The following is a 13,327-nucleotide window of genomic DNA, read 5'->3' as shown; positions in this document are numbered from 1 at the left end:
TAAGGATCGGCAGACGGGATTAGCCAGCGGTAGCAGGCTTGTCCCTCTTTTTATGGAAAAATTATCAAATCAAAACCTGAAACTAAGTTGTAACAGTTGTCTTGGCTGGTAAATACCAACCATAGGAACATAAAAAATAAATTCTGTAAATTTTTCTGAATATAAAGTTATATAAAATACTAATTTGTTGGTTAAATTTATTGAGCATCTGTCCCTATGTCTTCATCTCTTCATCCTGTATTTGACGTAATCGTGATTGGCTCTGGAATTGGCGGTTTGGTGACAGCAACACAGTTAGCGGCAAAAGGTGCTCAAGTGCTGGTACTGGAACGTTATTTAATTCCAGGGGGTAGTTCTGGCTATTTTGAACGCCAAGGCTATCGATTTGATGTTGGAGCATCAATGATCTTTGGATTTGGCGAAAAAGGTACTACCAACTTACTCACCCGTGCTTTAGATACTGTGAACGTCAGCCAAGAAACAATAACTGACCCTGTACAGATTCACTATCACTTACCCAACGAATTAGACCTAAAAGTTGAACGAGTTTATGAAAAGTTTTTGCAGAATCTCATTGCTTATTTTCCCCAGGAAGAAACAGGTATTCGTCGTTTTTATGACGAGTGCTGGAAGGTGTTTAATTGCCTAAACAGTATGAATTTGCTGTCTCTAGAAGAACCTCGCTACTTGCTGCGGACATTTTTGCAGCATCCTTTAGCCTGTCTTGGTTTAGTCAAACACTTTTTTCAAAATGTTGGAGATGTAGCAAAACGCCATATCAAAGACCCCGAATTACTGAAATTTATTGATATGGAATGTTATTGCTGGTCAGTGGTAAGTGCCGATATGACCCCCATGATTAATGCTGGGATGGTCTTTTCTGATAGGCACTATGGCGGAGTTAACTATCCCAAAGGGGGGGTAGGAAAAATTGCCCAAAAATTGGTAGAAGGTTTAGAAACTGCCAAAGGTAAAATTGAGTACCAAGCCAGGGTGACCAAAATTATCACAGAACAAGGAAAAGCCGTTGGTGTGCAATTAGCTAATGGAAAAGTTTATCGTGCTCAACGGATAGTTTCTAATGCTACACGTTGGGACACTTTTACCAAATTACTACCTGGAGATAAAATACCAATTAATGAGATAAAATGGCAACAAAGCTATGAAAAGTCCCCAAGCTTCTTGAGTTTGCACATGGGGGTCAAAGCAGCAGTAGTACCTCATGGGACACACTGCCATCATATAATTCTGGAAGACTGGCAACACATGACTGTACCTGGTGGGACACTTTTTGTTTCAATTCCCACATTACTTGACCCAGATTTAGCGCCAACAGGATATCATATCATTCATGCCTTTACACCTCAGTGGATTGATGATTGGCAAGGATTGTCTCCAAGTAAGTATGAAGCTAAGAAAGAAGCAGCAGCTTGGCAAATTATAGACCGACTAGAGAAGATATTCCCAGGTTTAGATGCTGGGTTAGATTATCTGGAAGTAGGAACACCCCGCACCCATCAACGCTTTTTAGGTCGTGAAGATGGTACTTATGGGCCAATTCCTCGGCGCAAGTTACGGGGATTGTTGGGTATGCCATTTAATCGCACTGCTATTCCTGGACTTTATTGTGTAGGAGACAGTACTTTTCCAGGTCAGGGGTTAAACGCGGTAGCATTTTCTGGTTTTGCTTGCGCTCACCGCATAGCCGTAGATTTAGGATTTTAAATTTTGGCGTTGCTGAATCTAAATATATTGATATGCAAATTCCGCAATATCTGAAATCCTACTGTTTGATGGTTATTGAACCAATACCTGCATGCTCATGGTACTTTTGGGTTTGGTTGAATTCAGCTTTAGTATCAAGATAAACACCAGCATATTGTGTAATTGTCCACTGATTTGACCTGATTAACACCTGAGGATCTTCACCTAGTCCCCGCTCAAATTTAATATATTCTCGTGCTTCATTATTCAAATTGTAGAATAACTTTGCCTCTCCGTAGGCTGCAACAGCTGCTTTCAGGGGAGTACCCGGCCCTACCCCATCTTTAGTTCTGTAATCTGCGTTTTCAACCGTTATCATAGTAATTTGAGAGTTATTTGTGATGGGTTGTTTATTTCCTGTTTCCAAGTTATTTTGATCGGCAAAACCCAGGAAATATTGCACATTACCATCTTGACTTACCTGAATTCCTTCCCCCACATCAACCCCCAGAGAAATCGGTTCAAATTTTGTATCCTCACCTAAAACTTGCTTAAGTTCCCCTAAAGTCATACCCAGTTTCGCAACCCCAACATTTTTGTTAGTAATCACCTGATTTGGTGAAGGGGTCAGCGCCCCCAACTCCTGACAAGCATTGGGAACTTGACTGATAAGTTGAGAACTAACCAACCTGAGCTGATCACCACTCCAATAGTGTTGAGTTTCCTGGATACAAGTTCCTGCACCAACTAATTTATAAGTATTAGAGAGAATCTTAGTTTTAGGCTCATATGCCGGTAAACCCGCCATTTCTAGTTTCAGAGACTTAATTTTTAGTTCCTGCTCAGATGTATCTACTTCTAAGAAAGTAAATGCACCTTGATAAGCAGCCATAAAACAAAGTAACTGTACTAGATACTTATTAATACCTCCAGGATAGACTTGTGATAATTTTTTTGCAGCTTCTGGATTAAACTCAAAATTGCAAACCTGCAAATTTTTCTGACGGCTAATCACTTCATTGAGGATAAATTCTGAACTAGGCTGATTTTGATCAGCAACAGATGATTCTGGAAAACCGACACTATTACTATTGTCTTGTTTGGGCACACTTGTAGATGTATTCGAGCTACTTAGAGATGCACAAGACATGAGACTAAATGCAATAATTGCAGTTAATGGTAGGAGCAATTTATCTTTCAGCATAGAATGTCAACTAGATTTTTGATTGTGCTTGGATTTTTACAGCATCAAAGCAATTAATTCATCGGATTAAAGTTCCACAATCACCTTGACTAATCTATTTGGAATAATTGGTCAAAGATACCACAGAATTCTCCGCGCTGCTTAGCGATTTTATCTGGTTTTTTGCGTTCAAAATTAAATCATTTGCACCTGATTAGCAGCTCTTTTAGCCTTTTCCCGGGCGTCCAAAATATTATCACCCTTAGCTAAAGCCACTCCCATACGTCGATAAGGATGAGCGGTAGGTTTACCAAAGAGCTTAATATCGACATGAGGAACAGACAAAGCCTCAGCCACACCTGTAAAAGCTACGGCATCAGAATGTTGGTTAGCTAAAATCACCGCACTAGCTGAAGCACCTAACTGTTCTATATGAGGAATTGGTAAGCCTAAGATAGCCCGTAAATGTAACTCAAATTCATTCAAATTTTGTGAAATTAACGTTACCATACCCGTATCATGGGGGCGGGGAGAAAGTTCTGAAAAAATGACTTCATCCTTCGTAATGAAAAATTCCACACCAAATATGCCGGCTCCCCCCAAAACATCGGTTACTTTTTTCGCTATTACTTGAGCTGCTAATATTTGTTGTTCAGAAATACCTGCTGGTTGCCATGATTCTTGATAATCGCCTCTTTCTTGACGATGACCAATAGGAGAACAGAAAATTGTCGGTGCATTCCACTGTTTAATTGTCAGCAAAGTTATTTCAATGTCAAAGTTGATAAATTCCTCAACTATTACTCTTCGACTATCACCTCTAGAATTAGCGATCGCACAATTCCAAGCTTGCTCAACTTCATCGTGATTTCCTACTACAGATTGACCTTTGCCAGAAGATGACATTACAGGTTTAACAACACTGGGAAAGCCAATTTCTTGAGAAACAGCAGTCAATTCTTCTAAAGTAGAGGCATAGTCATATTTAGCAGTTCTAATACCTAGTTCTTTATGTGCTAATTCTCTAATTCTATCGCGATTCATTGTATAGTTAGTTGCAGCAGCAGTGGGGATAACTATAATCCCACGGTGTTCAAATTCAAGCAGCTTTTCAGTTCTAATCGCTTCAATTTCTGGTATAATAAAGTTAGGTTCATGCTTTTTCACAACAGCTTCTAATTCCTCAGCACTCAGCATAGAAATCACTTCATAACAGTCAGCAACCTGCATAGCTGGAGCATTGGCATAGCGATCAACGGCAATTACATGATTACCAAGACGTTGAGCAGAAATCGCAAATTCTTTGCCGAGTTCTCCTGAACCCAACAGCATTAATTTTTGGGGTAGCTTAATTGAATTGCTCATGAATTTATCCCAATTAATTGTAGATGTTTATTGTCTGAAAAAACTTCTAGTTTTTATGAAAATTTACTCAGTGGAGTGGATAAACCATCAATACTGATGATATTTTTTTGCTGTTGATATTCTTGGATTCCCTGTTCACCTTTTTTACTTGCCCAGTTAATTAAATTCTGCCTCTGACCTTGATATTCATAAAGTGGTACACCAAAACCACAGGAAGTTTGCACCCGCTCAATATCAGCTACAACAATTTGACGAATTCCTTGGATCTGGGGAAACAGCGGGTACAAAGTGTTCCAATGTGGGGAATTTGGCAAAATTGTGTATCCTTGACCGTAAAGGCGCAGAATACAGGGAGGTTCCTCGAAGGCGCAAAACATGAAAGTGATTCGCCCATTTTCCTGCAAGTGAGCTGAGGTTTCATTGCCACTGCCTGTAAGATCCAGGTAAGCTACTTGATAAGGAGAGAGGATACGAAAACTTTCCAACCCCTTGGGAGACAGGTTAATATGACCTGTAGCACTTAGAGGTGCAGAACCAACGAAGAAAATATGTTGGCTAGCAATAAAGTTTTGTAGTTCCTCAGTAATACAGTCAAAAACTTTAGCCATAGACTGTCGAAATTATTTGGCAAATATCCTATAGCAGTTTCCCTCTGAGTGTAGTACGTCACAAGATAATCAACCACAGATAAATCTGTAGTTCATCATCAGTGACGATTACTGTATACTCTCAGCCTATTTCTTAGCCGAGAATCAAGCAAGGCTGGAATTAAAAATCTTTTCCCTTTGCACCTCTGTGTCTCCGTATGAGTTTTGTTTATGTATTCACCCTTTCTTCCTCCTTTGATTCAGCAAATAGACAGCGAAATTACCCGCCACGCTGGTGTAGAATTTTTTGTGTTGCGCCTTGATTGTATGCACCCATTGGTTAACGGTAACAAATGGTTCAAGTTGAAATACAACCTTCTAGAAGCCAAGGAACAACATCTGACAACTTTGCTGACCTTTGGGGGCGCTTATTCTAATCACATCTTTGCTACAGCAGCTGCTGGTAATTTGTTCGGCTTCCGCACTATTGGAGTAATTCGTGGTGAAGAAAGATTACCACTTAACCCGACACTGAGTTTTGCTGTACAGCAAGGTATGGAGCTTGTGTATCTCCATCGCGAGACTTACCGACAAAAACACACAAGAGAATTGCAAGAAGACTTAAAACAACGTTTCGGTGACGTGTTCATTATTCCTGAAGGTGGTAGTAACTTGAACGGTGTGCGCGGTTGTACAGAAATACTTGGATCTGGAGAGGCATTTGATACGGTTTGCTTGGCTTGTGGTACAGGTACTACACTAGCTGGTATTGTACTTTCCCTTAATCCAAGGCAACGAGTGATTGGTTTTCCTGTATTAAAAAATGGGAAATTTCTCACCCAGGAAATTGAGAGCTTATTGAACAATTATCTGCACTCTGGGCTACCTGTACCCAATTACTCTCAAGCACCTTGGGAATTGATGTGTGATTATCACTTTGGTGGTTATGCAAAGGTGAATGATGATCTGCTCATTTTTAGTCGCCAATTTCAAAAACAACACAAGGTTTCCCTCGATTACGTATATACTGCAAAAATGTTTTATGGGGTAATGGATTTGGTACAGCAAAAAGTTTTTCCCCAGGGCCATCGCTTGCTTTTAGTACATACAGGCGGCTTGCAGGGTAATATCGCTAAAGTAATAAGTTACCCATAATCGGAGTATTCAAGAAAAAATGCACATTTATTAACGTTTGAGCTAAGAATACCCGCGCTTCTGTCCCGGGGAAGTGTCAATTATCCTCAATGGATATATCTGACCATATTTGACTATTTACATCCTCTGTAAAACTTGTTGGATAGTTTCAGATAATACTTCATCTGTCACTGTTACCACACCCATCTCTGTGGGCAAAACAAACCTAACTTTACCGTCTTTGACTTTTTTATCCAGTTGTAGTGCATTAATAATCGCTTCAATATCTAGACCTTCTGGTAGCTGAGTTGGTAAACCAGCTTTTTGAATTAGGGCATTTTGCCGTTCTGTATCTTCCTTTTGCCACATTCCTAGCTCGACGGCAATCTGACCCGCTGCCACCATGCCAATGGCCACAGCTTCCCCGTGTTTGAGTAAACGATAACCTGTCAAGCTTTCCACTGCATGACCAATAGTATGTCCATAGTTGAGAATTGCCCTTAGTCCTCCTTCCTTTTCATCCTTGGCAACAACATCTGCTTTTGCTTGACAAGAACGTGTTATTATGTATTCTATAAATTCTGGCTTGATATAGCGGAGTTGATTCAGGTGTTTACTCGCCTCCATCTGGGCGAATAATTCGGCATCCCAAATCACACCGTATTTAATTACCTCTGCCATTCCTGCCCTAAATTCACGCATCGGTAGAGTTTTCAGAACCTCTGGGCTAATCAACACTAAACGCGGTTGATGAAAAGCCCCAATCAAATTTTTGCCGTGGGGATGATTCACACCAGTTTTGCCACCAATTGCCGAGTCTACCATTGCTAACAGAGTGGTAGGTACTTGCACGATGTTAATACCTCGCAACCAAGTAGCAGCAGCAAAGCCAGTCATATCGCCAATTACACCCCCCCCCAAAGCTACCATTGTAGAAGAACGTTCTAAGCGGTTTTTTAAAGCAATATCGTAGAGTTTTTGGATAGAGTTGAGGGTTTTGTAGCGTTCACCAGGTGGTAGGTTGTGAGTAGCTACTTCAAAACCAGCCGATGTCAGAGATTTAATCGCTCTTTCGCCGTAATACTTAAAAATACTTGGATTAGAAACAACTAAAACTTTTTTGCCCAGGCTCAGATTAGCCATTTGTTGACCCAGCTGGTCTAAGCTTGAAGGTGCAATAGCAATCTCGTAGGACTGCTGCGGTAGATTTACATGAATTACGGAAGTCATTACCCAAACCCAAATAAGCGCCGTGGGCTGTATTCTATCGCAATGTGTGGAGATAGGCGAGATGAGGCAGCATTTTTCTACTCTGCATCACCCATTCCCCATTTCCTATTCCCCGTGATTCAATAGATTAGTTAACTATTGTGGAGAAAAATCAATGTTGGGAGTAATAGCTTATATTGGCTTTTTGACTTTGTTTATGGGCATAGCCGTAGGTCTGTTGTTTGGTTTGCGTGCTGTCAAACTAATTTAGTTTTGTTTAATTTTCTCTAATTTTCTCCTCTCCTCCCCAAGGAGAGGGGTTAAAGGTAAAGTTTGATTTTAATGAAATCGCAGCGGTCAAAGATATCAAGTGCGATTTTATATTGTGTCTAATTTAACAAATTACATTTATACGGCAGGTATATTTAAATATAAAAATAATTACGGCTATTTAACTATTGAAAAATTACCCTTGAGCAAAAGTCTAAAATTTGGATATAGCTTCCTCACTAGATCTGTGTAACACTAGGAAGCTACCTCAAGCTATTTTTGAACGGGAGGTCAGGTCATGGCTATCGCCACCATTAATCCCGCTACTGGGGAGACGATTAAAATCTTTGAGCCTCTCAAAGATGCAGAAATTGCCTCTAAACTAGATTTGGCTGGTCAGACTTTTCAACACTATCGTCAAACCAGTTTTTATCAGAGATCGCAATGGCTAGAAAAAGCGGCGATAATTTTAGAGCAAGAAAAAGCCGATTTCGCTAAATTAATCACTCTGGAAATGGGTAAGCCCTATCAAGCGGCGATCGCAGAAGTTGAAAAATGCGCTCTCGTTTGTAACTACTACGCTGAATACGCACCTAGTTTCCTGGCTGATGTGACTGTTAAAACCGACGCTAGCCACAGTTTTGTGCGCTATCAACCTATGGGCGTAATTCTCGCCGTCATGCCTTGGAACTTCCCATTTTGGCAAGTGTTTCGTTTTGCCGCACCTACGCTAATGGCGGGAAATGTCGGCTTGCTCAAACATGCTTCTAACGTACCACAATGCGCTTTAGCTATTGCAGATATTATTCATCGGGCAGGTTTTCCTCAAGGCGCTTTTCAAACACTATTAATTGGTGCAGCCAAAGTTGCCGATGTTATGGCTGATGACCGGGTGAAAGCTGCTACCTTAACTGGTAGCGAACCCGCCGGTGCATCCCTGGCAGCCGCGGCCGGAAAACAAATTAAAAAAACTGTTTTGGAATTGGGAGGTAGTGACCCGTTTATTGTGTTAGAAAGCGGTGATCTAGAAACAGCAGTGGTCACTGCTACCACAGCCCGGATGTTGAATAACGGGCAATCTTGCATAGCAGCAAAACGGTTTATCATTGCAGAGTCCATCGCTACTGAATTTGAAAAGTTATTGTCAGAGAAATTTTTGGCCCTGAAAGTGGGCGATCCCATGGAACCAGATACTGATCTAGGTCCACTGGCTACCCCTGATATTCTCCAAGATTTAGACCAACAAGTGCAAAGTGCTATTAACAGTGGTGGTAAAGTCCTCATTGGTGGAAGTCCTTTATCACATCGTCCCGGCAACTTTTACCCACCGACGATTATTACAGATATCCCCCCAGATAGTGCGATTGCACAGGAAGAATTTTTTGGACCAGTGGCACTATTATTCCGTGTGCCAAATATTGATGCAGCTATTCAATTGGCTAATGCCACACCCTTTGGTTTAGGTGCAAGTGCTTGGACAAATAATCACCAAGAACGCGATCGCCTAATTGCCGAAATTGAAGCAGGTGCAGTATTTATCAACAGCATGGTTAAATCTGACCCCCGCTTACCCTTTGGAGGCATTAAGCGTTCTGGATACGGCAGAGAGTTGAGTATTCAAGGGATACATGAGTTCGTCAATGTGAAAACTGTGTGGCTAAAGTGATTAGTCATCAGTCAATTCCCTAGTCCCTAGCCTTAATTGATAACCAGTGAAGAAATCAAATGAATACAGCTGAATTGTTGGTGCAGTGTCTAGAAAATGAAGGCGTGCAATATGTTTTTGGTCTTCCCGGTGAAGAGAACCTGCACGTTTTAGAAGCGTTAAAAAATTCTTCTATTCAATTTATTACTACTCGTCATGAACAAGGTGCAGCATTCATGGCGGATGTCTACGGGCGCTTAACAGGAAAAGCTGGAGTATGTCTTTCTACTTTAGGACCTGGGGCAACAAACTTAATGACCGGAGTAGCAGATGCTAACCTAGACGGCGCGCCTTTGGTGGCAATTACTGGTCAAGTGGGAACTGATAGAATGCACATCGAATCCCATCAATATTTAGATTTGGTGGCTATGTTTGCCCCAGTTACTAAGTGGAATAAACAGATTGTCCGTCCCAGTATTACACCAGAAGTTGTCCGGAAAGCATTCAAGCGATCGCAAACTGAAAAACCCGGTGCAGTCCACATCGATTTGCCAGAAAATATTGCTGCTATGCCCGTAGAAGGAAAGCCGTTACAAAAGGATAACATCCAAAAAACCTATGCTTCCTTTGCTTCTATTCGGGCTGCTGCCGCAGCAATTTCTCAAGCAGTTAATCCGATTATATTGGTGGGTAATGGAGCAATTCGAGCTGAAGCTAGCGATGCGGTGACTCAATTTTCCACGCAAATGAATATACCTGTGGCGAATACTTTTATGGGTAAAGGTGTAATCCCCTATACTCATCCCTTAGCTTTGTGGTCAGTGGGATTACAACAAAAAGATTTTATTAACTGTGGCTTTGACCATACAGATTTGGTAATTGCTATTGGCTATGATTTGATTGAATTTTCTCCCAAGAAATGGAATCCTCAAGGCGATATTCCTATTATTCATATTGCAGCCAATCCCGCAGAAATTGATAGCAGTTATATTCCCAGTGTTGAAGTAATAGGAGATATTTCTGATTCTCTGAATGAAATTTTGAAATTGGCAGATAGACAGAATAGACCCAATCCTTATGCCATCAGCTTACGGGGAAATATTCGTGCTGATTACGAACAGTATGCTAATGATGATTGTTTTCCCATTAAGCCGCAAAAATTAATTTACGACTTACGGCAAGTAATGGGGCCAGATGATATTGTCATTTCCGATGTTGGCGCGCATAAAATGTGGATTGCCAGACATTATCACAGTCATAGTCCTAATACTTGTTTGATTTCTAATGGTTTTGCCGCCATGGGTATTGCTATTCCCGGTGCTTTAGCAGCAAAACTGGTTTTTCCTAACCGCAAAGTTGTAGCAGCTACTGGTGACGGTGGCTTTATGATGAATTGCCAGGAATTAGAAACAGCTTTACGTGTCGGTACTCCTTTTGTCACCTTAATTTTTAATGATGGTGGCTATGGGTTAATTGAGTGGAAGCAAGAAAATCAATTTGGCAAAGGTAATTCATCCTTTGTCCATTTTGGTAATCCTGATTTCGTCAAACTAGCGGAAAGCATGGGTTTAAAAGGCTACAGAGTTGAATCCACTATTGACTTAATCCCAGTCCTGAAAGAAGCCCTCGCCCAAGATGTACCCGCTGTTATCGATTGTCCTGTAGACTACCGCGAAAATCACCGCTTTAGCCAGAAAGCTGGCGAGTTGAACTGCGGAGTTTAAGCTAATTTAGTGCAATTAACACTCCCCGTCCTTTTATAGGGCGGGGATTTTTGTTTTGTGACCGGGATTTTGCTCAGACTTCGGGGATTCTTGATCAGGTTAAGCCAAATATATCTATTGACCTCTTTCTTTATGCCCTTCGCGTCCTTTGCGGTTCATTGCAAATTCAGCGCACCTTCAAACATTGGTATACCTACCAAACAATAGAAAATTCTGCCAAACCCTAGTCTTCATCTAGTGCCGGGAAGGCTTCTTCAAACCGCCACAATTCATCTTTATTGTCGAGAAACCAAATTCTAGTTTCAGGAGTTAATTGACTCCAAATAATATCACTAGGAACGTGGGGGGAAGCATATTGATATTGCAGACCAAGTTCTTTGAGATTTTTTTCCACATTACGAGGAATGCCGAAATCCTGCCAATTAATTTTTATACGTCTACCTGTAAGTCCCGCCCCAGGGTCGAAAATTAATTGGGCTGCTCTAATTAAATCAGCAAAATGTTTTGGTCTAAGACTAGCTATCTGCTGAATCTGAATTGATTCGTTATTCTCTTGAGACATTGTTACTGAATTGGGTAAAAATTGGTCATTTCTTCAAATTATTGGCAGAGATTTTTACCCCAATGCCCCCATTTTAGCGCAGACACTTACAGGTAAATTGTTTATATTAAAATTAACTATATTTTCGTAGTGGTAACAGAAATAACTGCAATATAGATAAAATTAAGCTTTGAACAGGGGAATTTGTGCTCAGTTTCAGTTAACTTGCATACTGGTAGTACTGAAGTTGATACTTAAAGATAAGTGTGAAAAAATATATTTTTATAAAAAAAATTGCCTATTTAGCTGATTAATAGTAATAAATTATTCATTGTGGCAATTAAATGATTGAATCCCAGTAAAAAATCTGAATTCGGGGAAATAGTTAACCATGGATAAATTCACCAAAATAATAAAACTGGTTGGATAATAAGACGCAGATTATTTAAAGTATTCTTCCATCCAGAGTCATGATTCCATTGTGGATGATTAGAAAAATAAACATCAGTATTTTCTTGTGGGTCAGTGTCAAGTTGACAAGATTGATTGAAGCCTAAAAACACTGGAGAATTTAAACTAATCATTGTATAAACACTAAAAATAATAGTTCTTGCGTAGATTTTATGGTAATCGAGGATTGATAACAACAAAACCCTTACGGGTTAAGGGTTATAAACAATTATGCCCAATATTTTCAATGAAATGCCGACACAATAAGGCTTTCAATGATTTTGAACTGGGTTATCCATAAAAAGTACCGAAGAACGAAAATAATCTCCCACCATCTCTCAATATGTAGGAAATTAGTGAAACGATAATCTGTCCAGCCTAGTTCCTGTTGTTTATTTCGCAAAGTGAGAAAAAATGGGTACTAATGAGATGATGAGGATCAATTTTAAATCCTAATCCTCATACTCAAATCCAACCACTTAGACTGAGTAATGGGCGCACTACTAGATATATAGTCAACACCTGTTTCTGCAACAGCGCGAATAGTTTCTAAAGTCACATTTCCAGAAGCCTCTATTTTCACTCTACTATCCTCCTGGCGAATCAAAAGCACTGCCTGACGCATCATTTCCACAGGCATATTGTCCAACATAATCATGTCGGCTTGATGATTTAAAGCCGCTTTAACTTGGTTTAAACTTTCCGTTTCCACCTCAATTGTCAGAGGGTAAGGAATCTGGGAACGAATGTGGGTGATGGCTTCGCCAATTCCTCCAGCCGCAGCAATGTGATTATCCTTAATCATCACTGCATCATCCAAACCCATCCGATGATTCATCGCCCCACCCACAGCACTAGCGTACTTTTCTAATAGTCTCAGCCCTGGTGTAGTCTTGCGCGTGTCCACTAACTGAGCAGGTAAATCCGCAATTTGCTCTACATATATATTAGTGAGCGTAGCAATTCCACTCAAACGCATAGCTAAGTTAAGCGCCAGGCGTTCACCCATCAACAGCGCATCTAGGGAACCATGAATTTCGGCTATTACTTGTCCTGGTTCACATCTTGCACCGTCAGCCACAACAGGTACAAAACTCACTTTTTCATTGAGAAGCTGAAACACCCTGGCTGCAACTGGTAAGCCAGCAACTATCCCTGGTGCTTTAGCCACCCATTTGGCTGTTCCTGGAGTGACATTTTCAGATAGTAGGCTATTTGTAGTGCGATCGCCCCGACCGATATCTTCCAGCAACCAGCCACGCAGTAAAGGATCTAAAACCACCCTTGGCGGTAAAACACCAAATTTGTTCACAAATTATAGTCTCTTTTTGATTTCCGGGAATACTATAGCCTAAAATTATTACCCCATAAGGCTTTCAGAGGCATGAAAAAAAAGGAAAAATTTTTTTGGAAAAAGTGTTGACAAAGTTATGTAGACTCGCTATATTAAATAAGTGCCTGAGAGACAAGCGCAAAGCAGCGCAGTCCGAAGGAGCGCCGAACCTTGAAAATATT

11 protein-coding genes and 1 pseudogene are annotated in these 13,327 nt (G+C 40.6%); 5 read left to right on the top strand and 7 right to left on the bottom strand.

The window, feature by feature from the left end; genetic code table 11:
* Window positions 1–216 precede the first annotated feature (216 nt).
* A complete protein-coding gene (gene crtH, locus NWP25_RS08410; RefSeq protein ID WP_280699203.1) occupies window positions 217–1,725 on the top strand; it encodes a carotenoid isomerase in 1,509 nt (502 codons plus the stop codon).
* A gap of 58 nt (window positions 1,726–1,783) precedes the next feature.
* Here crtH and NWP25_RS08405 read toward each other — a convergent pair whose 3' ends face one another.
* The 3 genes from NWP25_RS08405 to NWP25_RS08395 all read right to left on the bottom strand — a co-directional run bounded on the left by NWP25_RS08405 (window position 1,784) and on the right by NWP25_RS08395 (window position 4,860).
* The gene (locus NWP25_RS08405; RefSeq protein WP_280699201.1) at window positions 1,784–2,908 is read right to left on the bottom strand and encodes a DUF1176 domain-containing protein; all 1,125 of its coding nucleotides are present in this window, start codon (window positions 2,906–2,908) and stop codon (window positions 1,784–1,786) included.
* A gap of 174 nt (window positions 2,909–3,082) precedes the next feature.
* Window positions 3,083–4,252: a formate-dependent phosphoribosylglycinamide formyltransferase gene (gene purT / locus NWP25_RS08400; protein WP_280649984.1), complete on the bottom strand. Its 1,170-nt coding sequence runs from the start codon at window positions 4,250–4,252 to the stop codon at window positions 3,083–3,085.
* A gap of 53 nt (window positions 4,253–4,305) precedes the next feature.
* The gene (locus NWP25_RS08395; protein WP_280649985.1) at window positions 4,306–4,860 is read right to left on the bottom strand and encodes a pyridoxamine 5'-phosphate oxidase family protein; all 555 of its coding nucleotides are present in this window, start codon (window positions 4,858–4,860) and stop codon (window positions 4,306–4,308) included.
* Window positions 4,861–5,070: 210 nt separating this feature from the next.
* Here NWP25_RS08395 and NWP25_RS08390 point away from each other — a divergent pair, with 210 nt between their 5' ends.
* Window positions 5,071–5,994, top strand: coding sequence for a 1-aminocyclopropane-1-carboxylate deaminase/D-cysteine desulfhydrase (locus NWP25_RS08390; protein ID WP_280649986.1), 924 nt, complete (start codon window positions 5,071–5,073; stop codon window positions 5,992–5,994).
* Between the two features lie 117 nt (window positions 5,995–6,111).
* Here the strand turns inward: NWP25_RS08390 and aroB are convergent, their stop codons facing one another.
* Window positions 6,112–7,203: a 3-dehydroquinate synthase gene (aroB, locus tag NWP25_RS08385; protein ID WP_280649987.1), complete on the bottom strand. Its 1,092-nt coding sequence runs from the start codon at window positions 7,201–7,203 to the stop codon at window positions 6,112–6,114.
* Between the two features lie 154 nt (window positions 7,204–7,357).
* On the opposite strand from aroB, the gene petL reads away from it, so the two are divergent.
* The 3 genes from petL to NWP25_RS08370 all read left to right on the top strand — a co-directional run bounded on the left by petL (window position 7,358) and on the right by NWP25_RS08370 (window position 10,821).
* Window positions 7,358–7,453 carry a cytochrome b6-f complex subunit PetL gene (petL, locus tag NWP25_RS08380; protein ID WP_280649988.1) on the top strand — a complete coding sequence of 32 codons (96 nt, stop codon included), beginning with the start codon at window positions 7,358–7,360 and terminating at the stop codon, window positions 7,451–7,453.
* A 297-nt stretch (window positions 7,454–7,750) separates the two neighbouring features.
* Window positions 7,751–9,118 (top strand): NAD-dependent succinate-semialdehyde dehydrogenase, encoded by a 1,368-nt coding sequence (locus NWP25_RS08375; RefSeq protein ID WP_280649989.1) that lies wholly within the window; start codon window positions 7,751–7,753, stop codon window positions 9,116–9,118.
* A gap of 59 nt (window positions 9,119–9,177) precedes the next feature.
* Window positions 9,178–10,821: an acetolactate synthase large subunit gene (locus NWP25_RS08370; protein WP_280649990.1), complete on the top strand. Its 1,644-nt coding sequence runs from the start codon at window positions 9,178–9,180 to the stop codon at window positions 10,819–10,821.
* A gap of 223 nt (window positions 10,822–11,044) precedes the next feature.
* On the opposite strand, the gene NWP25_RS08365 is transcribed toward NWP25_RS08370, so the two are convergent.
* The 3 genes and pseudogenes from NWP25_RS08365 to nadC form a co-directional block, all read right to left on the bottom strand.
* Window positions 11,045–11,383, bottom strand: coding sequence for a hypothetical protein (locus tag NWP25_RS08365; RefSeq protein WP_280649991.1), 339 nt, complete (start codon window positions 11,381–11,383; stop codon window positions 11,045–11,047).
* Window positions 11,384–11,664: 281 nt separating this feature from the next.
* Window positions 11,665–12,212: pseudogene (locus tag NWP25_RS18820) on the bottom strand (hypothetical protein); the annotation flags it as partial.
* Window positions 12,213–12,257: 45 nt separating this feature from the next.
* Window positions 12,258–13,124, bottom strand: a complete 867-nt coding sequence (gene nadC, locus NWP25_RS08355) for a carboxylating nicotinate-nucleotide diphosphorylase (RefSeq protein WP_280699198.1) — start codon at window positions 13,122–13,124, stop codon at window positions 12,258–12,260.
* Window positions 13,125–13,327 lie beyond the last annotated feature (203 nt).

Source organism: Umezakia ovalisporum Ak1311 (genome assembly GCF_029891685.1).
In the GTDB taxonomy this organism is placed as follows: domain Bacteria; phylum Cyanobacteriota; class Cyanobacteriia; order Cyanobacteriales; family Nostocaceae; genus Umezakia; species Umezakia ovalisporum.
The sequence above is the reverse complement of the archived record's forward strand: the minus strand, read 5'-3'. Positions and strand labels throughout refer to the sequence as shown.